The sequence below is a fragment of the Antarctobacter sp. genome (assembly GCF_034670325.1).
In the GTDB taxonomy this organism is placed as follows: Bacteria; Pseudomonadota; Alphaproteobacteria; order Rhodobacterales; family Rhodobacteraceae; genus Antarctobacter.
The window spans coordinates 431,887-450,969 of record NZ_JAXMNR010000001.1 but is presented as its reverse complement, the minus strand read 5'-3'; the positions used below and the strand labels follow the sequence as shown (position 1 = coordinate 450,969).

At 63.1% G+C, this 19,083-nt stretch carries 23 protein-coding genes; 4 read left to right on the top strand and 19 right to left on the bottom strand.

Annotation, left to right across the window (positions count from 1 at the left end):
* Positions 1 to 43: 43 nt before the first annotated feature.
* Complete coding sequence (locus VOI21_RS02280) at positions 44 to 1,717, bottom strand: TIGR01244 family sulfur transferase (protein WP_323767281.1); 1,674 nt, start codon at positions 1,715 to 1,717, stop codon at positions 44 to 46.
* A 267-nt stretch (positions 1,718 to 1,984) separates the two neighbouring features.
* Between VOI21_RS02280 and VOI21_RS02275 the strand changes: the two genes are divergently transcribed.
* Complete coding sequence (locus VOI21_RS02275; RefSeq protein WP_323767279.1) at positions 1,985 to 2,419, top strand: universal stress protein; 435 nt, start codon at positions 1,985 to 1,987, stop codon at positions 2,417 to 2,419.
* Between the two features lie 77 nt (positions 2,420 to 2,496).
* A complete protein-coding gene (locus VOI21_RS02270) occupies positions 2,497 to 3,999 on the top strand; it encodes an alanine/glycine:cation symporter family protein (RefSeq protein WP_416358952.1) in 1,503 nt (500 codons plus the stop codon).
* A gap of 71 nt (positions 4,000 to 4,070) precedes the next feature.
* On the opposite strand, the gene VOI21_RS02265 is transcribed toward VOI21_RS02270, so the two are convergent.
* On the bottom strand, positions 4,071 to 5,420 hold the full coding sequence (locus VOI21_RS02265; RefSeq protein WP_323767274.1) for an aminotransferase class III-fold pyridoxal phosphate-dependent enzyme: 1,350 nt from the start codon (positions 5,418 to 5,420) through the stop codon (positions 4,071 to 4,073).
* A gap of 160 nt (positions 5,421 to 5,580) precedes the next feature.
* On the opposite strand from VOI21_RS02265, the gene VOI21_RS02260 reads away from it, so the two are divergent.
* Entirely contained in the window at positions 5,581 to 6,396 is an 816-nt protein-coding gene (locus VOI21_RS02260; RefSeq protein ID WP_323767272.1) for a hypothetical protein, read from the top strand.
* 75 nt (positions 6,397 to 6,471) lie between these two features.
* On the opposite strand, the gene rpmE is transcribed toward VOI21_RS02260, so the two are convergent.
* The 16 genes from rpmE to ffh form a co-directional block, all read right to left on the bottom strand.
* Positions 6,472 to 6,693 (bottom strand): 50S ribosomal protein L31, encoded by a 222-nt coding sequence (rpmE, locus tag VOI21_RS02255; RefSeq protein WP_323767270.1) that lies wholly within the window; start codon positions 6,691 to 6,693, stop codon positions 6,472 to 6,474.
* 12 nt (positions 6,694 to 6,705) lie between these two features.
* Positions 6,706 to 7,101 carry a 50S ribosomal protein L19 gene (rplS, locus tag VOI21_RS02250; RefSeq protein ID WP_323767268.1) on the bottom strand — a complete coding sequence of 132 codons (396 nt, stop codon included), beginning with the start codon at positions 7,099 to 7,101 and terminating at the stop codon, positions 6,706 to 6,708.
* Positions 7,102 to 7,404: 303 nt separating this feature from the next.
* The gene (locus VOI21_RS02245) at positions 7,405 to 7,761 is read right to left on the bottom strand and encodes a hypothetical protein (RefSeq protein ID WP_323767265.1); all 357 of its coding nucleotides are present in this window, start codon (positions 7,759 to 7,761) and stop codon (positions 7,405 to 7,407) included.
* Positions 7,762 to 7,914: 153 nt separating this feature from the next.
* Positions 7,915 to 9,333, bottom strand: coding sequence for an SH3 domain-containing protein (locus VOI21_RS02240; RefSeq protein ID WP_323767263.1), 1,419 nt, complete (start codon positions 9,331 to 9,333; stop codon positions 7,915 to 7,917).
* Between the two features lie 32 nt (positions 9,334 to 9,365).
* The gene (trmD, locus tag VOI21_RS02235) at positions 9,366 to 10,169 is read right to left on the bottom strand and encodes a tRNA (guanosine(37)-N1)-methyltransferase TrmD (protein ID WP_323767261.1); all 804 of its coding nucleotides are present in this window, start codon (positions 10,167 to 10,169) and stop codon (positions 9,366 to 9,368) included.
* 62 nt (positions 10,170 to 10,231) lie between these two features.
* Complete coding sequence (locus VOI21_RS02230; RefSeq protein WP_323767259.1) at positions 10,232 to 11,317, bottom strand: hypothetical protein; 1,086 nt, start codon at positions 11,315 to 11,317, stop codon at positions 10,232 to 10,234.
* A gap of 269 nt (positions 11,318 to 11,586) precedes the next feature.
* The gene (rimM, locus tag VOI21_RS02225) at positions 11,587 to 12,099 is read right to left on the bottom strand and encodes a ribosome maturation factor RimM (RefSeq protein ID WP_323767256.1); all 513 of its coding nucleotides are present in this window, start codon (positions 12,097 to 12,099) and stop codon (positions 11,587 to 11,589) included.
* Positions 12,096 to 12,239 (bottom strand): hypothetical protein, encoded by a 144-nt coding sequence (locus VOI21_RS02220; RefSeq protein WP_323767254.1) that lies wholly within the window; start codon positions 12,237 to 12,239, stop codon positions 12,096 to 12,098. Before VOI21_RS02220 ends, rimM begins: the two co-directional genes overlap by 4 nt.
* A 160-nt stretch (positions 12,240 to 12,399) precedes the next feature.
* On the bottom strand, positions 12,400 to 12,774 hold the full coding sequence (rpsP, locus tag VOI21_RS02215) for a 30S ribosomal protein S16 (protein ID WP_323767252.1): 375 nt from the start codon (positions 12,772 to 12,774) through the stop codon (positions 12,400 to 12,402).
* Positions 12,775 to 12,813: 39 nt separating this feature from the next.
* Positions 12,814 to 13,110, bottom strand: coding sequence for a chorismate mutase (locus VOI21_RS02210; RefSeq protein WP_323767250.1), 297 nt, complete (start codon positions 13,108 to 13,110; stop codon positions 12,814 to 12,816).
* Between the two features lie 111 nt (positions 13,111 to 13,221).
* Positions 13,222 to 13,824 (bottom strand): GNAT family N-acetyltransferase, encoded by a 603-nt coding sequence (locus tag VOI21_RS02205; RefSeq protein WP_323767248.1) that lies wholly within the window; start codon positions 13,822 to 13,824, stop codon positions 13,222 to 13,224.
* Positions 13,824 to 14,393, bottom strand: coding sequence for a GNAT family N-acetyltransferase (locus VOI21_RS02200; protein WP_323767246.1), 570 nt, complete (start codon positions 14,391 to 14,393; stop codon positions 13,824 to 13,826). The genes VOI21_RS02205 and VOI21_RS02200 overlap by 1 nt, the downstream gene beginning before the upstream one ends.
* Entirely contained in the window at positions 14,390 to 14,896 is a 507-nt protein-coding gene (locus VOI21_RS02195; RefSeq protein WP_323767244.1) for a GNAT family N-acetyltransferase, read from the bottom strand. Before VOI21_RS02195 ends, VOI21_RS02200 begins: the two co-directional genes overlap by 4 nt.
* Positions 14,893 to 15,420 carry a GNAT family N-acetyltransferase gene (locus tag VOI21_RS02190; protein ID WP_323767242.1) on the bottom strand — a complete coding sequence of 176 codons (528 nt, stop codon included), beginning with the start codon at positions 15,418 to 15,420 and terminating at the stop codon, positions 14,893 to 14,895. Before VOI21_RS02190 ends, VOI21_RS02195 begins: the two co-directional genes overlap by 4 nt.
* Positions 15,417 to 15,935, bottom strand: a complete 519-nt coding sequence (locus VOI21_RS02185) for a GNAT family N-acetyltransferase (RefSeq protein WP_323767240.1) — start codon at positions 15,933 to 15,935, stop codon at positions 15,417 to 15,419. Before VOI21_RS02185 ends, VOI21_RS02190 begins: the two co-directional genes overlap by 4 nt.
* A gap of 5 nt (positions 15,936 to 15,940) precedes the next feature.
* Positions 15,941 to 17,464 carry a signal recognition particle protein gene (ffh, locus tag VOI21_RS02180; RefSeq protein WP_323767238.1) on the bottom strand — a complete coding sequence of 508 codons (1,524 nt, stop codon included), beginning with the start codon at positions 17,462 to 17,464 and terminating at the stop codon, positions 15,941 to 15,943.
* A 384-nt stretch (positions 17,465 to 17,848) separates the two neighbouring features.
* Here ffh and VOI21_RS02175 point away from each other — a divergent pair, with 384 nt between their 5' ends.
* Complete coding sequence (locus tag VOI21_RS02175) at positions 17,849 to 18,292, top strand: hypothetical protein (protein ID WP_323767236.1); 444 nt, start codon at positions 17,849 to 17,851, stop codon at positions 18,290 to 18,292.
* Between the two features lie 124 nt (positions 18,293 to 18,416).
* Here the strand turns inward: VOI21_RS02175 and VOI21_RS02170 are convergent, their stop codons facing one another.
* Entirely contained in the window at positions 18,417 to 18,998 is a 582-nt protein-coding gene (locus VOI21_RS02170; RefSeq protein WP_323767235.1) for an FMN-dependent NADH-azoreductase, read from the bottom strand.
* Between the last annotated feature and the right edge of the window lie 85 nt (positions 18,999 to 19,083).

Genomic DNA, 19,083 nt, shown 5'->3' with positions numbered 1-19,083 from the left:
TGCCGCCATGGCCTCGGCCCCCGTCCGAAAATGCGCTCACAGGTCAGCGGGCGCTGACGCTTTCGGGCTTGGCCATCCATTCCTTGCCGCGCAGCATGGCCTTCCAATAGACCGGCGGCAAGATCTGCTCCTTGAGCAGCCAGGCCGCGCGGGTGGGTTTGGTGCCGTCCAGCAGCCATGTCGGGAAAGAGGGCAGCAGCGCGCCGCCATAGCCGAACTCTGCCAGCACGATCTTGCCTTTCTCCACCGTCAGCGGGCAAGAGCCGTAGCCGTTGTAGACCGCATGGGGGCTAAGACCGCGTGTGTCAGCGACGACGTTTTCGGCCACAACGGGCGCCTGCATCCGGGCGGCGGCGGCGGTCTTGGCGTTGGGCGCGTTCATCACGTCGCCCAGTGACCAGATGTTGTCATAGGTCTTATGTCGCAGTGTGGCCTGATCGACATCGACCCAACCCGCCGCATCGGCCAGCGGCGACACGCGAATGAAATCGGGGGCGGTCTGTGGCGGGCAGACGTGCATCATGTCGAAATCGACGGTGACCTCTGACACGGCTTCGTCCGGCTTGGCCACCTTGAAGGTCGCCTGTTTCGCGGGGCCATCCACCGCGATCAGGGTGTGGAAGAAATTCAGCGAGGCATCGTACTTGCGGATGTAATCCATCAGCGCGGGGACGTAATCCTTGACCCCGAACAACACGCCACCGGCGTTCATGAACTGGATGTCGATGTCTTTCAGCCGCCCGGTGCGGAACCAGTGGTCGCCAGACAGGTACATCGCCTTTTGCGGCGCGCCGGCGCATTTGATCGGCATTGGCGGCTGGGTGAACAGCGCGCGGCCCTCACGCATCTTGCTGACCAACTCCCAGGTGTAGGGGGCAAGGTCGTAGCGATAGTTCGAGGTGACGCCGTTCTTGCCCAGCGTGTCCACCAACCCCTCGACCCCGTGCCAGTCTAGCTTGATCCCCGGGCAGACGATCAGCCGGTCGTATTTCACCACGCGGCACCCGTCGAGGACGACAGCGTTGTTCTGCGGTTCAAACGCCGCGACGGCGGATTTGATCCAGTGGACGTCCTTGGGGATCAGGCTGGCCATTGTGCGGGCCGTGGTCGATGCCTCAAAGATACCGCCGCCGACCATCGTCCAGCCGGGCTGGTAATAGTGAACATCCGCCGGATCGAGGATGGCAATGTCCAGCGACGCTTTGCGGGACTTCAGGCTGGAGGCCACGGCGATGCCTGCCGCGCCACCGCCCACGATGACCACATCGAATTTCGCGTCCCCCTCATCGGTCGGGGTCTTGCCACCGTTGACGATGCGCCGCACGACGCCCGCCATGTCATAGCCCGCGCCCTTGGTCGCGGCGAGGATGGTCGAGGAGTCCAGTGCGCTGGCCTGACTCAGCGACCAGAGCGTGGCGGATCGTGTCCCGCTGCGGCAGTAGGCAAAGACCGGCCCCGGCAGGTCGCGCAGCAGTTTGCCAAAGCTGTTGGCGTCTTCGTCCCTGACCTTGCCGCTGACAATGGGCAGGTAACGCGCCTCGATCCCCTTGGCCCGCGCGGCCTCGGCGATCTCGTCGAATGTCGGCTGGTCGGCGCCTTCGCCGTCTGGCCGGTTACAGATGATGGCGCGATATCCGGCCTCCGCGATGGCCTGCAAATCCTCTGGCGTGATCTGCGGCGATACGGTGATGTCTTCGGTGATCTTGCGGAATTCCATGGCGCGCTCCTCCGGCAGGCGGGAATCAGGGTCGGCGAAGGTATACATTCGCGGGACTGAATGCGTTATGAGCCAGAGGGTCGCAGCAGGTTTCCGTTAAGCGCGAAATTCAGCGTGTCCGCGCAATTTTGACGAAAATATTACATCCGATACGGAAATCCGGGAAAACCGGGAGGTCAGCTGGGGCAATTCGGTAAAATTGCCCGCGGCGCTGCTGATAGCCTTCTCTCAGCCGAAAGGCGGAACAGGGAAGAAGGATAATCAAGAATGACGGACAGGTTTGTCGTCGGATACGACGGCAGCGAAGCCGCGCAACGCGCGCTGGATTTCGCTTTGGAACGCGCGGCAGCGCAAGGGGCGATCGTGGTCATCGCACATGTGCTGGAATGGTCGCCCTATTCGTTTTTGACGCCGACAGAACTCGAAGAGCGCCACAAGCGGCGCACAGAGGAACTGGACCGCGCCGAAAAATCGCTGATCGCGCCCGCAAAGGCGGCTGTCGAGGGCCGGGGTGTCCCGGTCGAGACGGTTCTGCGCTATGGCCACATCGCCGATACGCTGTGTGATGTCGCCAAGAAACAGGGGGCCGCGCAGTTGTTCATCGGACGCAACGGCCATTCGCCCTTTGGCAGCCGGGTTTTCGGATCGGTCGCCGGATCGCTGGTGCAGACCGCGCCAGTGCCCTGCACCATCGTTCCCTGAAGCGCCGACCAGAACAGGACAATCACATGAAACGATTTGCATCTCGCCTGGCGCTTGCCGCTTTGGCTCCAACCTTGATGGCGGGCGCGGCCGCCGCTCAGGAAGCCTCAATCGACCAAAAGGTCAACGACATCTTTGCCGGGGCGACCGGCTGGTTCGTGAATTTCATCTTCAGTCCCTTTCCGGGCACCAGTTTTCCCTGGATCGTGGCCTGGCTGGTGGTCGCGGCGACGGTCTTTACCCTGTATTTCGGGTTTATCCAGTTCCGCGGCTTTGGGCATTCCATTGCGCTTGTCAAAGGCGACTATTCCGATCCGAACGACGCGGGTGAGGTCAGCCACTTTCAGGCGCTGGCAACCGCGCTGTCGGGCACCGTGGGTCTGGGCAATATCGCCGGGGTGGCTGTGGCCGTCGGCATTGGCGGTCCGGGGGCGACCTTTTGGATGATCCTCGCGGGCCTGATGGGCATGGCGTCGAAGTTCACCGAATGTACGCTGGGCGTCAAATACCGCAATGAATATCCGGACGGCACCGTGTCCGGTGGTCCGATGTATTACCTGACCAAGGGCTTTGCCGAGCGTGGCCTGCCGGGGGGCAAGATCCTCGCCGTGCTGTTCTCGATCTTCTGTATCCTCGGCGCCTTTGGTGGCGGCAACATGTTCCAGGCCAACCAGGCGCATCAGGCCATCACCGGCGTTGTCGGTGACTACCCCGGTTTCGTCACCGGGCTGGTCTTTGCGGTCATCGTCTTTGTCGTGATCGTGGGCGGTCTGAAATCCATCGCCTCGGTGACGGAAAAGGTCGTGCCCTTCATGGCCGTGATCTATGTCGGTTCGGCGCTGATCATCCTGATCATGAACGCCAACATGATCGGCTGGGCCTTTGGCCAGATCTTTGCCGGGGCCTTTACCGGACTGGGCGTCGCGGGCGGTATGGTCGGCGCGCTGATCCAAGGGTTCAAGCGGGCGGCCTTTTCGAATGAGGCGGGCGTCGGTTCGGCGGCCATTGCACACTCTGCCGTGCGCACCAAAGAGCCGATCACAGAGGGCTTTGTGTCCCTGCTGGAGCCGTTCATCGACACGGTTGTGATCTGCACCATGACGGCGTTGGTCATCATCATCACCCAACAGCTGGTGATCGACGAGGCAACTGGCATCTACCTGCTGAACGAGGCCGGTACGGCGATCAAGACGGTTGGCGACACATCCGGCGTCGGTCTGACAGCGGCGGCCTTTGGCAGTGCCTTCAGCTGGTTCCCGACGGTCCTTGCCGTTGCCGTGATCCTCTTTGCCTTCTCGACCATGATCAGCTGGTCCTACTACGGGCTGAAGGCCTGGACCTACCTGTTCGGTGAGGGCAAGACCAAGGAAATCACCTTCAAGGTCATCTTTTGCGTCTTCGTGATCATCGGCGCTTCGGCCAACCTTGGTCCTGTGATCGACTTCTCGGACGCGGCGATCTTTGCCATGGCCGTCGTGAACGTCTTTGGCCTGTATTTCCTGATGCCGATCGTCAAGCGTGAGGTGGACAGCTACCTGTCCCGGCTCAAGACGGGCGAGATCAAGAAGTTCACCGAGTGATGTTCGGAGTAATATGAAACGGAAAGGGGCCGCCTGTTGGGCGGCCCTTTTTTGTGTCTGCCCGGCTTGCTTCAGGCCGCCGCAAACCCCTTGTCGAGGGCGCTCAGGATGGTGTCGATCTCTTCTGCGGTGATGGTCAGTGGCGGGGACATCAAGATGTTATGGGCGCCAAGGCGGACCATCGCGCCTGCCTCGTAGGCGGTTTGGTGGATACGCTTCATGGTGTCGTTGTCCATCGGCGTCTTGGCGGTCCGGTCGCTGACAATCTCGATCCCGGTCATCAACCCGTGCCCACCGCGCACATCGCCGATGATGTCGTGTTTCTCAGCCAGCCGCAGAACGCCTTCATGCAGTTGCGTGCCGCGCGCGGCGGCATTTGTTTTGGTGTCCAGCCGAAGAGTCTCTTCAAGGCAGGCGATGACCGCCGCCGCGCCCACCGGATGCGCGGAATATGTGTAGCCGTGATAGATTGCCCCCTCTGCGCCGGAGGTCTCAAACACCTCCGCCACCTTGCCAGAGATCAGCGCGGCCCCAACCGGGAAATACCCCGAGGTGATGCCCTTGGCGGTGCACATCATGTCCGGTTTTACGCCCCAGTGCCGCGCGCCCGACCAGTCGCCGGTGCGGCCAAAGCCGGTGATGACCTCGTCCGAGATCAGCAGGATACCGTGCCGGTCACAGACTTCGCGCATCAAAGGCATGAAGGTCGCGTCAGGCAGGATCACCCCGCCTGCGCCCTGAATCGGCTCCATGATAAAGGCGGCGATGGTGTTTGCGCCCTGAAACTGGATCTCGTCCTCCATCGCCTGAGCGATGAGTTGCGCCAGTTTGGCCGGGTCCGTCTGATTGAACGGGTTGCGATAGGTGTAGGGCGCAGGCAGGTGGAAACAGCCGGGCAGCAGCGGCTCATAGCCGATACGAAAGCGGTTGTTCCCGTTGACCGATGCACCGCCGAAATGGGTGCCGTGGTAGCCCTTTTTCAGGCTGAGAAACTTGGTGCGCGTCGGCTCGCCCCGCAGGCGGTGATACTGCCGCGACAACCGCAGGCAGGTTTCGACCGAATCCGAGCCGCCGGAGGTGAAAAAGACCCGTTCGATCCCGTCGGGGGCAAAGAACTCCTGCACCTTGTAGGCCGCCTCGATCGCGGGCGGGTTCGAAGTGCCTGCAAAGGCCGAGTAATACGGCAACTCAAACAGCTGATCAGCGATGGCCTGCTTAACCTTGTCGTTGGAATAGCCAAGGTTGACGCACCAGAGCCCGCCCACCGCATCCACCGCACTGTGGCCGTCGATGTCGGTGATGGTGCTGCCCGCCGCGCCCTTGATGATCTTGGGCGGGTTGACCTGCGCATCGCCGGGATGTCCCATCGGGTGCCATAGCTGACGGGCATTGTTTTCCTTGAGAAAGTTCTCGTCCTTCATGGCGCGACTCCGCTGAGAATTTTGATCAAATCTGGCAGGGCAGGCGGGGGCTGTCCAGAGGGCGGCTGTGAGTGAGCGTTGCGCCGTAGCGCAAACGGTTTGGGCGAATGAACCAGTGCCGTGTTAGGGTCGCTTTGTTCGGATTGTCAGGAGGATTTTCATGCGCCTTGTTCTTGCTGTTCTTTCGGCGCTGATCGGGTCGGTCGCGGCATTGGCTGACCCCGCGCCGCTCAGCGTCCCCGGAGAGATCATCGTGCCATTGAAAGGCGTGGATCAGTCCTCATTGCGCGGGTTTGCGCAGGACCGGATCACGCATATCACCTTTCACCACGAAGGCTTTGCCGGGACGGATGCCGACCTGTTCCGCCGGGCCAGTGCAGCGCGTGACCGGCAGACCATCGACCAGCGGGTCCGCAACATTCACGCCTATCACGCCGGAGAGGCGGGGCTGGGGATGTTTGCCTACCACTACGCGGTCGACAAGGCGGGCAATATCGCCAAGGGGCGGCCCGTGTCGCTGAAACCCTCGACCCGGTCGACAGAGATTGGATCGCGCAAGCTGGCCGACTTCGACGGGCATTTTGCGGTGATGGCGCTGGGTGACTTCAACCACGAAACCCTGACCCCTGCGGGGCGACTGGCCTATGTGCGGGTCATGTCAGAGGCGCAGCGCGCCTACCGGGTGCCGACAGCGCAGATCCAGCCGCACAAGCACCACGCCGCGACCTCCTGCCCCGGCACGCATATCCTGAAAGAGGCGGGGGCCTTGCAGGAGATGGTCCGGCACTACAGCCTTCAGGCGGAACTGGTGGCGCGGGGCTGTCTGAACGATACACCGGACGGGAAGTGGGGGCCGAAAAGCCGTCGTTCCCTGCGTGCCTTTAGCAAGGCCAACCGGGGAGCGGTGGCGTCCCCCGAGGTCAGCGACGCGGCCCTGTTCGGGATGCTGGACGCACCGGGCGCGACCTGTCGCTGATCCGCTGCTATTCCCGGGCGCTCAACGAAAAACGCCGCCCCGAGGGGCGGCGTTTCAAAACCGAAAGGTGTTGGATCAGAAACCCAGGCCTTCGTACTTTTTCTTGAACTTCGACACGCGGCCACCTTGGTCGAGGATGCGGCCGGTGCCGCCGGTCCATGCCGGGTGAACCGTGGGGTCGATGTCGAGGACGAGCGTGTCGCCTTCTTTGCCCCAGGTCGAACGTGTCTGATATTCGGTCCCGTCGGTCATCTTGACGTTGATGATGTGGTATTCGGGGTGCAGGTTCTTTTTCATGTCACGGGTTCCTTACGCGTCTGCGCCAGCGCTCTTGGTCTTGAGCGGCTTGTAGGTGGAGTCCTCTGCGATCCGGGCCGATTTGCCACGGCGCGCGCGCAGGTAGTACATCTTGGCGCGACGGACGCGGCCACGACGGACGACTTCGATGCTTTCGATGTTGGTCGAGTACAGCGGGAACACACGTTCCACGCCTTCACCAAAGGAAATCTTGCGAACCGTGAACGAGGCGGCGATGCCCTTGCCGTTCTTGCGGCTGATGCAGACGCCTTCGTACATCTGGACCCGCGACCGGGTGCCTTCGGTCACTTTGTAACCCACGCGAACGGTGTCGCCGGGTTTGAAATCGGGAATGGTCTTCCCGAGCGAGGCGATCTGTTCGGCCTCGAGCTGTGCGATCAGGTTCATCTGACCTTCTCCTATATGCGTCGCGGTTTTCCCGCGGAGATGTCTGGCGATTGCTTTCTTCCCAACCGGGAAAAGAGATGCGCCAGCTTTTGTTTGTTCTGCGGCGGTCCCGTGAACGGTCCCACAAACTCAATCGGCGCCGAGTCGCCCCGGCACCGAAAGATGCGCGTGTGTACGGGCGCGGGCGCCGCAAATCAAGGGCAAAGACAGATGTGGATCAGCCGTCTTTCGCCTGTATTCATGGGCTCTGGCCCGGCCTTGCGCGCCCGCGCGGCGGTGGACCGTCCGCAAAACGACGTGCCTTTAGTAGGTCGAACACTCGTCCAGCGTGACGCCGTTCAGCGTGGTGGCGTTCAGGTTGGCCACAAGCGTCACGTTTGTACCGACTTTGCCCGCAGCGGAGGCGAGTTTCCGGAGGCAGTCGCCGGTGCCCAGATCAGCCTCGATCATAACGACGACGGACCCGGACTGCGGATGCGACAACGAGACGTTCAGAACCTCCGGGTCCTCATCGTAAGCCGGTTCTGTAACGGAATATGAAACGATTTCATGCCCCTGAAAGGTCCATGTTACGTAGCTGCCCTGAGTGGAGTGCTTCCATGCGAGGGCAGGGGTGGCGGTCATCAGGACAGCAAGGCAAAGGGATAGGATCGGCTTCATGGCGCTACTGCTCCGTTTGAGGTGGGCAAGCGTTGCACGGGGCAGGCCCCCTGTAAAGCGCGCCGACCGGCGGGCCGGAATGTGCGCCAGACCCGCAAAACGGCACAGGCCGCCTCCTGCAGAGGCGTCCTGTGGCTGCGTCCTGCCATGGCGTCAGAGGACGGGGCCGTCGACCAACGGGCGCATGTCGGACCAGAAATATGCGGACAAAAAGCGCGCGCTGACCCATCCTGTCTGACCGTCCGCGCGCACCTGCATCCAGACCCCCTGAACGTCGTCGACGATGCGGCAGTCGCTGACCTCGACCTTTTGCTCGGCGCGTAGCCGCCCGGCGATGGCGGCATCCAGAGAGGGTTGCGCCCGCATGTTGACCTCACGGACGGCAGTTTGCGTCGGGTCGTTGTTGTTGACGTAATCGGAGGCACCGTTCAGGTCGCCGGACCAGAACTGCCCCTGCCGTGTCAGACTGCCGGAATGACAGCCATAGGTGTCGGCCAACAGCGCTACCGGCGCAGAGCGGGGCCGGAACCTGTCTACCGGCAAGGCGCAGAACTGACGCCCGCCCGCCTGACAGGGCGGCGACCCGGCGCGCATGTCGAGCCCGATGGTGCCATCGTCGAACAGTTCCACCACGCAATGCGCGGCCCCGTTCAGACTGCCCGCGATGCGGCGGCTGCCCAGCAGGCTGGTCATCTCCTCAAGGCTGGTGGTGACCGGGTCCGGGTTGCTGCCGTCGATGTAGCCGAATTCATAGTCGACAAAGGACCGCCGGATATCCGGCGCGGCCACAAAGGCGGTGCGGCACAGCCCGGCCACTGTATCCATCATCAGCGCCGATTTATGGATCGGGCGCGACAGGATCGGCGGACCGACCGGGGTCAGGCGCATGGCATGGGTGCGGATGCCGCCCCGCAGGTAGAAAAAGCTGTTCGCGTCGCGATGCTCCAACGCCTCGGACAGCAGGATCGGCGGGGCGACACCGCCCATGATCAGTGAGGTATAAGCCTGCACGATGTCATAGGTGACGTTCATCATCTGCCGCGCCTCGACGGCCTGCGTGGCCTGCGCCTCTGGCAAGAGGCCCATGTGAAACCCCAGTTGCGCGCCGTGTTCGACAAAGCGGGAATCGTCGCCATAGGCAATGTCGCGGGTCGAGGTGGCCAGCGCCACGGCCAGCGCGCAGGCGGACAGGCACGGACCGTCGCGCAGGACAAAGATACCGTAAATGTCCGGGTCCTGACTTTCCAGAATACCTTTGAGGTAGTGCCCAAGGGCGATGCCCTCGACAAAACTGCCGCCGGGGCTGTCGATCACGATCAGCTTGCCCCAAGTGGATTGCAGCGTCTCGCGGATGCGATCGGTGTCGCCTGGGTTGATCCGCCCCGACAGGTGAAAGACCGTCGCGTCCCGGATGCCTTCATTGAACCTGTCAGGTCCCCAGTTGGCGGAATAGATCGACTGCAACTGCATCAGACGCGGCATAAGATCGGGGCGCTTTTCTGCGTCCATTGCGGCGGCGGCGACCGGCAAAAAGAGGCTCAGCGCGCACAGCAGCTTTCTGAGAATGGTCATTCGGGAAAATCCTTCTTGTCGGAAATGCAGTGTCAGTCCTTGCGGTCCTTGAACGCCTGCCAAAGATCGGGGCGCCGTTCACGTGTCAGCGCCTCACTCTGTTCGCGTCGCCAGTCGGCCACAGCGCCATGATTGCCTGACAACAGAACCGGCGGGATCGGGCGGCCCTGCCACTCGGCGGGGCGGGTGTATTGCGGATGCTCCAGCAAGCCGTCGGAAAAGCTTTCCTCTTCGGTCGACTCCGCATTCCCGAGGACACCGGGCAGTAGCCGTACCACCGCGTCCAACATGACTTGCGCGGCCAGTTCGCCACCGGTCAGGACGTAGTCGCCAATCGACACTTCGGCGATGTCGAACTGGTCGATCACGCGCTGGTCCAGCCCTTCGAAGCGACCGCAGATCATCGTGACACCGGGACGGGTGGCCAGATCACGCGCCATGCCCTGCGTGAACGGGCGACCACGCGGCGACAGGTAGATCAGTGGCGCGCCCGCGTGCTGGCTGGCGCGTGCGGTGACGATGGCGGCGGCCATGACATCGGGGCGCAGGACCATGCCTGCCCCGCCACCGGCGGGAGTGTCGTCGACGTTCCTGTGCTTGCCCTCACCGAAGGTGCGCAGCGGAACGGTGTTCAGTTGCCACTTGCCTTCCTTCAGCGCCTTGCCGGTCAGCGACAGACCCAGCGTGCCGGGAAACGCCTCTGGGAAAAGCGTGATGATCTGCGCCCGAAAGGCGCGCGCCAATTCCGGGTCCTGTTCCATCAGGTCGCGCGGTTGCAGCGTCGGGCGGATGGTTTTGCGGCCATGTGACCGGCTGGGAGGTGTCTTGTCTGACATGGGAAGTCCTGCTGTTCCGCCCCTGTTACCGCGAGGCAAGGGCGCGGGGCAAGCAGGCGGCGTCAGAGATAGTCGGAACGATTGGGCGCCGCGACCGGACGCCCCTTTGCAAGGTCCCAGGCCGGGCGCGGGCGGGGTTTGTGGCCCTCCAACACCGTGAACACACATTGCGGGTCCGGCCAGCGGGCAGTGTCGCTGAGGCTGGCCAGCGCGTCGAGTTCGGCAGTCAGCCGCCTGGCCGCGTCCGCAGCGGGGACATAGACCAGCCCATGATGGCGATAGACGCCAGTGTTGCAGTTGGCGATGATCCTGCGGACCTGATCAAGGAAGGCCGTATCGCCCTCGATATACGCGTTCTGTAGCTGCGCACCATCGGCAAGGCGCGATAGGTAGGCCGCCACGCTCGCCTTGTCGCAATCGGGTTGTGCAGCGCACCACAGCGCGGCGTCCCGCTGGGCGGGCTCCTCTGGGTCATGGTCCGTCACGATGCGATGCCACAGATCAATGTCGGGGGTGTTCAGGCTTTGCAGGGCTTCGACAAGGCTACGGGGGGCTGGGTCGGCGGCCTGCACCACCTGTGTTGCCTGAAAGGCGGCGAAGGCGCGGTCGTATGCCGCGCGGGTTTTTGCAATGGCGTCGATTTCCTGACGCAGGCCAAGCACCACATCGGGACGTTGGAACATCTGGGCAATGCGTCCCGCCTCACCGGGGTCGGCGTTCAGGCACCGCTCCAGCAGCGTGAGGGCAAGCGTCACATCCTTTGGCAAAGACGCGATGTCGGTCATGTTCCAACTGTCCAGAAGGCGCGACAGGATGCGGGCGACAGCAGTGGCCCGGGTCGGCGGCGAGTCGGGTTCGGCCCGCAGGTCAACCGCAGCAACCAGCGCATTGGCAATCGCCAGCCGCTGATCATCAAGAGAGGGTAGATCCGGTTCGGGACGACGCAAAGCGGCCCGGCGCAAAAGGGCAGGACCACGACGGCGCGGGCTGTTCCCACGCAGCGAGGTCATCAGCGCAAAGACGCTGCCAGCACCGCCGATGACCATACCAACGGGCAGGATGGCCGACGTTACCGGCACGGCGATCAGGATAGCCGCGGGACCAAGAGCCACTGCCGCAAGGACAAGGCGATAAACCAAGGCGTCCATGAAATCCCCCTCAAAACCAATTCGATTGCGGCTAAAATTAGACAGAAATTATGGCGGCAAAGTGGTCTGAAAGGTGCCATTTCTCCCCGGGCGGTTTCCTGTCTGTGGACAGTGTGGGGGTTGCGCGATGGCTGTCGCCCCAAACGGTCAAGTCATCGCGGGGGGGTGGGAGATCTGTGTATCCGGGTGGCGAAATCCGGGCAGATTCGCGTCAACCACTATGATTGCAGGGGCTTGTGGGCACCACAATTTTGACGGTAGCGAGGCGACTACGCCTCGTCGAACAAACCCTCGGGGGGATCGGCGACGATGCGACCTGCGGTCAGGTCGATTGTGGGCACGACAGCCATGGTAAAGGGCAGCAGCACGGTGCGGGACAGGCCGGGCACCTGAAGCTCCAGCAGGTCGGTTGCTCCGTGGTTGTGGACCGCATGGACCGTGCCCAACGGCGCACCACCGGTATCGAACACCGCAAGGCCGATTAAATCGGCATGGTAATATTCGTCATCCGGCAGGTTGGGCAGGCGGTCGCGCGGGGCGAAAAGACGGGTGCCGCGCAGGGCGTCTGCCTGTTCCTTGGTGGTGACGCCCGATATTTCGGCAGCGAAACCGTTCTTGACCTCGCGCAGGATCTGAATCTCGAAGCTGCGAGAGCCGTCCTCGGTTGTCAGGGGGGCATAGTCCTCGACCGCGTAGGGATCGGCGGTGAAGCTCTTGAGGCGCACTTCGCCGTGGACACCGAAAGCGCCCGCAATGGCGCCGACGCAGATCGTATCAGTCATTGTGATATGTCGAAACAGACGCCACCGCGTGCCTCGCCTCCCCGGGTTTCGCAGCGGTCATGCCACGTGATCTCCGAATACAGAAAGCCTGCGGTGAACGCCACGGCCAGAAGGATGACAAGGCGGATCAGGCGGAACATGGAACCGCCGGGTTGGCGGGACGGGACTCGTGCTGTTGCACATCGCCCGCCCACCAACCCGTCCACCGGGGCCCGGCAGGGCCACGGACCGGCTGGGGATCTTTCCGCTGGAAAGATCCCATGACCGAGGGAGGCATCTGCCAGGGTCCCCGCGCCGCGATCAGTCGGCGGCGGGCTCTGCGGCCGCTTCGGCAGCCGCTGCGGCCTTGGCGGCCTTCTCTTCTGCGCGGTCCTGAGCTTTCTTGCCCGGGGCACCCTTCTTGGGGTTGCTGCGCTCTTTTTTCTCAATGATGTCGGCGGCTTCGAGGAAACGCGACACGCGGTCGGTTACCTGTGCGCCTTGGCCCAGCCAGTACTGGATGCGCTCGACGTCCATCTTGACGCGGTCTTCGCTGTCTTTGGCGAGGAGCGGGTTATAGGTGCCGAGCTTTTCGATAAAGCGACCGTCGCGGGGCATACGGCTGTCCGCTGCCACGATGCGGTAGAAGGGACGCTTTTTCGAGCCGCCACGGGCGAGACGAATTTTGACTGCCATTGGTTTTCTCCTTGGATGGCGTGTGTGACGGAAGGTCCGTCAGGATTGGTGTTGCTTGTGGTGCTGGATGACTTCCTGAATGACGAAGTTCAGGAATTTCTTGGCGAATTCCGGGTCGAGATCGGCCTGGAGTGCCAAATCCTGGAGCCGCGCGATCTGCTTGTCTTCGCGCGCGGGGTCGGATGGGGGGAGGTCGTGCTGCGCCTTGAGGACGCCCACGGCCTGCGTGTGCTTGAACCGCTCTGCGAGCGTGAAAACGAGGATCGCATCGAGACGGTCGATCGACTCGCGGTGTTCCTTGAGCAGGTCAGCAGCGCGGGAAACGGTGTCGTTCATCGGGCGGTCCTTTTGGTCGAATTGGGCGATGCACAGGCCATGCACAACCCATGCACAACCGATGCGCACAAGATGCGCGGACCGCAGGCAACGGCGGCGCGGGAAAGGGTGTCAGTCAATGGCCCAGCCTTTCGGTTTGAACAGGGGATCCTGATAGTGAGCGATTTCCATGGCGATGCCATGGCCCACCTGTCCGCCCAGATTTTCCGGTGCGGGGTGGCGATAGACCGCGTCGCTGCCGTCAATGGTCGGTGCGTCATGGTCCTTGGTGCAGCCAAGGCGCTCTGCCAGGCGAATGGAATCGAGGTTCTTGGGGTCGATGTAGCTGACCGCCGTTGTCCAGCCGCGATCGAGATACAGATGGCGGCGCACCCGGTCGGTGGCCTCCAGCGCGAAGCCCTTGCCCGCCTGTTCCGGCCAGATGATCCACGCGATTTCCCGCTCTGGCCATTTGGCAGGGAACCAGCCGCCCGCCATGCCGACGGTATCGCCGGTCTCACGCAGGTGAACCATCCACATGCCAAAGCCGCGGATTTCCCAATGGCCGATCTCGGCCGCGTAAAGCATCCAGGTCTCATAGGCATTGAGCGGGCCGCCCATGAACCGCGAACGGTAAGAGGCAAAGGTGGCCTTGAAGTCGGGATAATCCTCTGGCTTGGGGCTGCGCAGCACCAGCCGCTTTGTCTCAAGCACGGGAATGTCACGGTGGCCCATCAGACGGCCTCCTTGAGGTGGCGGTAAACATGGGTCTGGCCGGTCAGTTCCGCCTCGGCATAGGCGTCGCGGCGGGCCCCTAGCCGGGTCATCAGCGCGATGCAGCGGGCGTTCTCCGGCGCGACGTAAGAGACGACGCTGTCCCAGCCCAGAACCTCGAAGGCGTGGGCGCGCACAGCTTCGAGTGCCTCGAAGGCATAGCTTTCGCCCTCGATTTCTGCGGTGAGAAAGATACCCATCTCGGGTTCCGGGTCTTCGTATTCGAACCCCAGCAGCGCAAACCCGGCAGACGGCGTGGTGCTGGCGTCGATGGTCCACAGGCCAAAGCCGTGCAGCAGCCAGCAGGCCGTGTAGTTGGTAAAATCCGCCCATGCGGCGTCACGGCTGAAAGGACCGCCCATATGGGTGGCGCGCTCTGAGCACAGAATGCCGGCGTAGGCGTCAAAATCATAGATGCGCGGCCCGCGCAGTTGCAGCCGCCGCGTGTCCAGCACAGGCAACCGGCCACCCAGACGGGCGGCGGCGCGGGCACCGGGGCCGGGCGTGTGTTTTTCGCAGGGCGCGTTCATATGGGCCCCCCGGTGTGGCGCCAGACCTGCGCCGGATGGCCCAGCAGGTCGCGGTCCCGCTCATGCGTGGCACCAAGCCGTTCGGCAACGCGGCGCGACGCGATGTTTTCGGGGTGAACATAGGAAATGAGCGGGCCAAGCCCGCGCTCTGCCCCGGCCCAGTCGCGCACGCAGGCCGCCGCCTCTGTGGCATACCCCTTGCCTTCGAACCCGTCGAAGATGTGCCAGCCCAGTTCCGGTTCGTCCCACATGATATGGTTGACCACGCCGACGCGCCCGACCTTTTGACCGTTGTGCAAGACCATGAAGAACCCGTAGCCACGCAACGCCCAGTGGCCAAAGCCGGACAAGAAGCCGCGCCACTGTGCGAAATCATCCTGAACCGGACCGCCGACAAAGCGCGCCCGCGGCGAGGCCATAAAGGCGGCGACCGGCGCGAAATCTTCTTCCAGCGGGGTGCGCAGGGTCAGGCGGTCGGTGGTCAGGGTGATCTGGGGGATCATGCCAGATCCTCCGGTCCCGGATGGCGCCAGAGTTCGTCCTCACCCATGTTCTCATTGTGGTAAGTGCGCTCATACTGCGCGCCAAGGCGCTGGGCCAAGGCGGCAGAGCGGGTGTTGCCCGGTACGATATTCGACGTCAGCGTGGTAAAGCCAAGGTCGTTATAGGCCCAGGCGCGGGCGCGCTCTGCGGCCTCGCGGGCGATGCCCTTACCCTCAAAGCCATCGAAGACGACCCAGCCCAGTTCCGGTTCGGGCCAGGTTTCGGGAAACCAGATGCCACAGATCCCGGCGGCCTGACCGGTGTCCTTCAGCTCGATGACGAAATAGCCGAAACCGTGCCAGTGCCAGTGGCCGACGTTCATGGTGAACCAGCGCCACGCGTCACCGCGCAGCGGGATGTGACCAAACCCTTCGGAGCGCAGGGGATCACGCAGGAAGGCGATGACCGCCTCGGCGTCGGCCTTTTCAGGTCCGCGCAGGATCAGCCGGTCGGTTTCGATGCGGGGGGCGTTGGTCAGGCTCATGCGTAGGCCTCCGGTCCGCCGTCTGTGTCGGGGCTGTGCCGGTAGACCACGTCGACGGTGTCATAGGTTGCGGCCTGCGGGTCCAGTTCGGCGCCCAGCCGCCGCGCCAGAGCGATAGAGCGGGCGTTGCGATGGTCGATATAGGACACCAGCGTCGGCATCCCCTGTTCCCACGCCCAATGCAGCGCGACGGAGGCGGCCTCAAAGGCGTAGCCGCGGCCTTCGAACCCGTCGAAGATGATCCAGCCCAATTCACGCTCGGGGAAATGCGGGGGGTGGGTGATGGCGACCTGACCGGCCAGTTGGCCGTCCACGTCGATGGCCCATGCGCCAAAGCCCATCAGGTCCCAGCTGCCAACCTCGGAGGAAAAGCCGTACCACAGGTGGGTCCGGTTCTTGGGGGCGTCCATAAACGTGGCCCGCGTCGAGGCATAGAATGCCTCGAACCCGTCCATGTCCGACAGGACATGCGGGCGCAGCGTGGCGCGTGGTGTCTGGAGCGTCGGGGCAGGCATCGAGACTACTTTTTCTTGCCAAGGCCCGAAAGGCCGGGGGGCAGGGCCGCGCCGCCGCCCATGCCGCCCATGCCGGGCAGGCCGCCGGGCAACTTGGCGCCCAGTTGTTTGGCCGCCGCTTCCATCGCGGCGGGATCCATCTGCGAGGGGTCCATGCCGGGGGGCATGCCGCCCTTGCCGCCGAACATGCCTTTCATGGCCTGTTTCAGCATCCCGCCTTTGCCCATCTTGCCCATCTTCTTCATCATGTCGGACATCTGGCGCTGCATCTTGAGCAGCTTGTTGAGGTCAGACACGTCCATGCCCGCGCCCTTGGCGATTCGTTTTTTGCGGCTGGCCTGCAGGATCTGCGGGTTGGCGCGCTCTTTCTTGGTCATCGACTGGATCAGGGCGATCTGCTGTTTCAGCACCTTGTCGTCCATGCCGGCCTCGGCCGCCTGTTTCGACAATTTGCCCATGCCGGGCATCATCGACATCATGCCCTCCATGCCGCCCATCTTGATCATCTGTTCCAGCTGCATCTTGAGGTCGTTCATATTGAACTGACCTTTTTGAAAGCGCTTCATCATCCGCTCGGCCTGTTCGGCCTCCAGCGTCTGTTGCGCCTTTTCCACCAGCGCGACGATGTCGCCCATGCCAAGGATGCGGCCCGCGACGCGGTCCGGCTCGAACGTTTCAAGCGCGTCCATCTTTTCGCCAAGGCCGACGTATCTGATCGGCTTGCCGGTGACGGCGCGCATCGACAGCGCGGCACCGCCGCGGCCATCGCCATCCATCCGGGTCAGCACGACGCCGGTGATGCCGATGCGGGTGTCGAAATTCTCTGCCGTGTGGACGGCGTCCTGACCGGTCAGGCCGTCAACCACCAGCAGCGTCTCACGCGGGTTGGCGACATCGCGCACCGCCTCGACCTGTGCCATCAGCTCTTCGTCGATGGACAGACGACCGGCGGTGTCCAGCATGTAGACGTCATAGCCGCCCAGACCGGCCTGCGTCTTGGCGCGTTTGGCGATGGCGACCGGGTCCTCACCCTTGACGATGGGCAGGGTGTCGACGCCGATCTGGGTGCCGAGGATCTGCAACTGTTCCATGGCGGCGGGGCGGTTGACGTCCAGTGAGGCCATCAGGACCTTCTTGCCGTCGCGCTCTTTCAGCCGTTTGGCCAGCTTGGCGGTGGTGGTTGTCTTGCCGCCACCCTGCAGGCCGACCATCAGGATCGGCGCGGGCGGGTTATCGATGCGCAGCTTGCCCGGGTCGCCATCTTCGCCCGCCAGCACCGCGATCAGTTCATCGTGGACGATCTTGACGACCTGCTGGCCGGGGGTGACGGATTTCGTCACGGCAGCGCCGGTGGCCTTTTTCTCGACCGCCTTGATAAAGTTGCGCGCCACGGGCAGCGAAACGTCCGCCTCCAGCAGCGCCACGCGGACCTCACGCAGGGCGGTGCGGACGTCATCCTCGGACAGGGCGCCCTGCTTGGTCAGCCGGTCAAAGACGCCACCAAGGCGTTCTGAGAGATTTTCGAACATGAGGGCAGGCCCTCCTTCTCTTCTATCTGTGCCCCTGAAAGGTAGGGGGCCTCACCCGGTGACTCAATCGCGGATGGACAATGCGCGAAATCCCCCGTGGGCTTTCGTCAAACGGGTGCGCCCCCGTGGGCGCAACGCGCTGACGGAGGGCGATCCCGGGCATAGCCCACAGGACCGGAAGTCTGCAAAGGCTTCCGGGGTTCCGGATCGGATAGGGGAAGGCGCGCGCCGAGTCAAGTCTGCGGGCGGTAAGGGTCTGTTAGCCAAGTTGCGGCTAGTGTCGCACATCAAGGCGACGGCCTCATGCCGCAGTTGCCCCTTCTGCCCGGTCTGTGTCAGAGACACCAGCAATCCGAAGCCGTTCGAAAAGGACCTGCGTACACTATGCCTGCCACGTACCGCGTCTTGCCTCATCTCAATATTGTGCTGGTCCTGTTCCGTGGCGATATCACCGTGGATCAGAATATCGAAACTCTGCTGCGGTATCGGTCCGACCCGATGTTCGACGGTGGGCAGCACATCCTGCTGGATGTCATGGACTGCAAGTTTCCTGAGGGCTTCTTTGCCGAAACGGCGCGTTTGGCAAACCGCCTTACGTCGTATTATGAGGCCCGCGATCCGCGCGCGCGCAGTTCAATCTTTGCACCCGGCAAAGTGAATTACGGCATCTGCAAGCTCTACCGCGATGCGGTTCAGGCCAAGATGCCCTATCCGGTGGACGTGTTCCGCGATCCCGAATCGGCCCTGCTTTATGCAGAGCTTGATCCGAGGGACCGCGAGGTGCAGGGGCTGTTGGGGCAAGTCGCGCTTGGATTCGCGTCCAACTGACCGGTTATCAGAGCCATCGGTCTGGCGCTGATGGCCCTGGGCGTGATCACCGCCTGCGATGAAACTCGGTGCTCCGGTCAGATGTTTTCGCGAGGTCGGAAGACCCCGCGAAAACCAGACCGTTTCAGGCGGCCAGTTTGGCAAGATCCTCATCGGCGCGGGCCTTGGACGCTTCGGCATCGACCATCAGGCGATCCGACCGCACAACCTGCACGTCGGTGATGCCGACAAACGCCATCACATGGCGCAGCCAAGGCGTGGCAAAGTCGATCGGGCCGTCAACCTCGGTGCCGCCCGATGCGATGGTAAAGATCACGCGCTTGCCTTCGAGCAGGCCAACCGGGCCGGTCTCTGTGTATTTGAACGTGACGCCGGCGCGCGCGATCATGTCCACCCATGCCTTGAGGCTGGAAGGCACGCCGAAGTTATAGATCGGTGTGGCGATCACGATGGTGTCGGCGGCGCGGACCTCTTCGATCAGCTTGTCCGACAGCGCCAGCGTGGCGCGCTGATCTTCGGTGCGGTTGTCGGCGGGGGTCATGTTTGCCGCCAGCCACGTGCCGTCGATCTGCGGTACGGTTTGTGTCAGGTCGCGCGAGACAACCTGCGTCGGGGCGATGCGGTCGATCACGGCATCAGCCAGTTGGCGGGTGACGGAACCTTCGGTGCGGGCGGAGGCATCAATGCGAAGTACGGTCTTGGTCATGGGTCGGGTCCTATTGAGAAAGATGTCTGTTACATCCCTCATTTGATCATTGCATTATCGAACGCAATTCCACACAAAGCGCAGG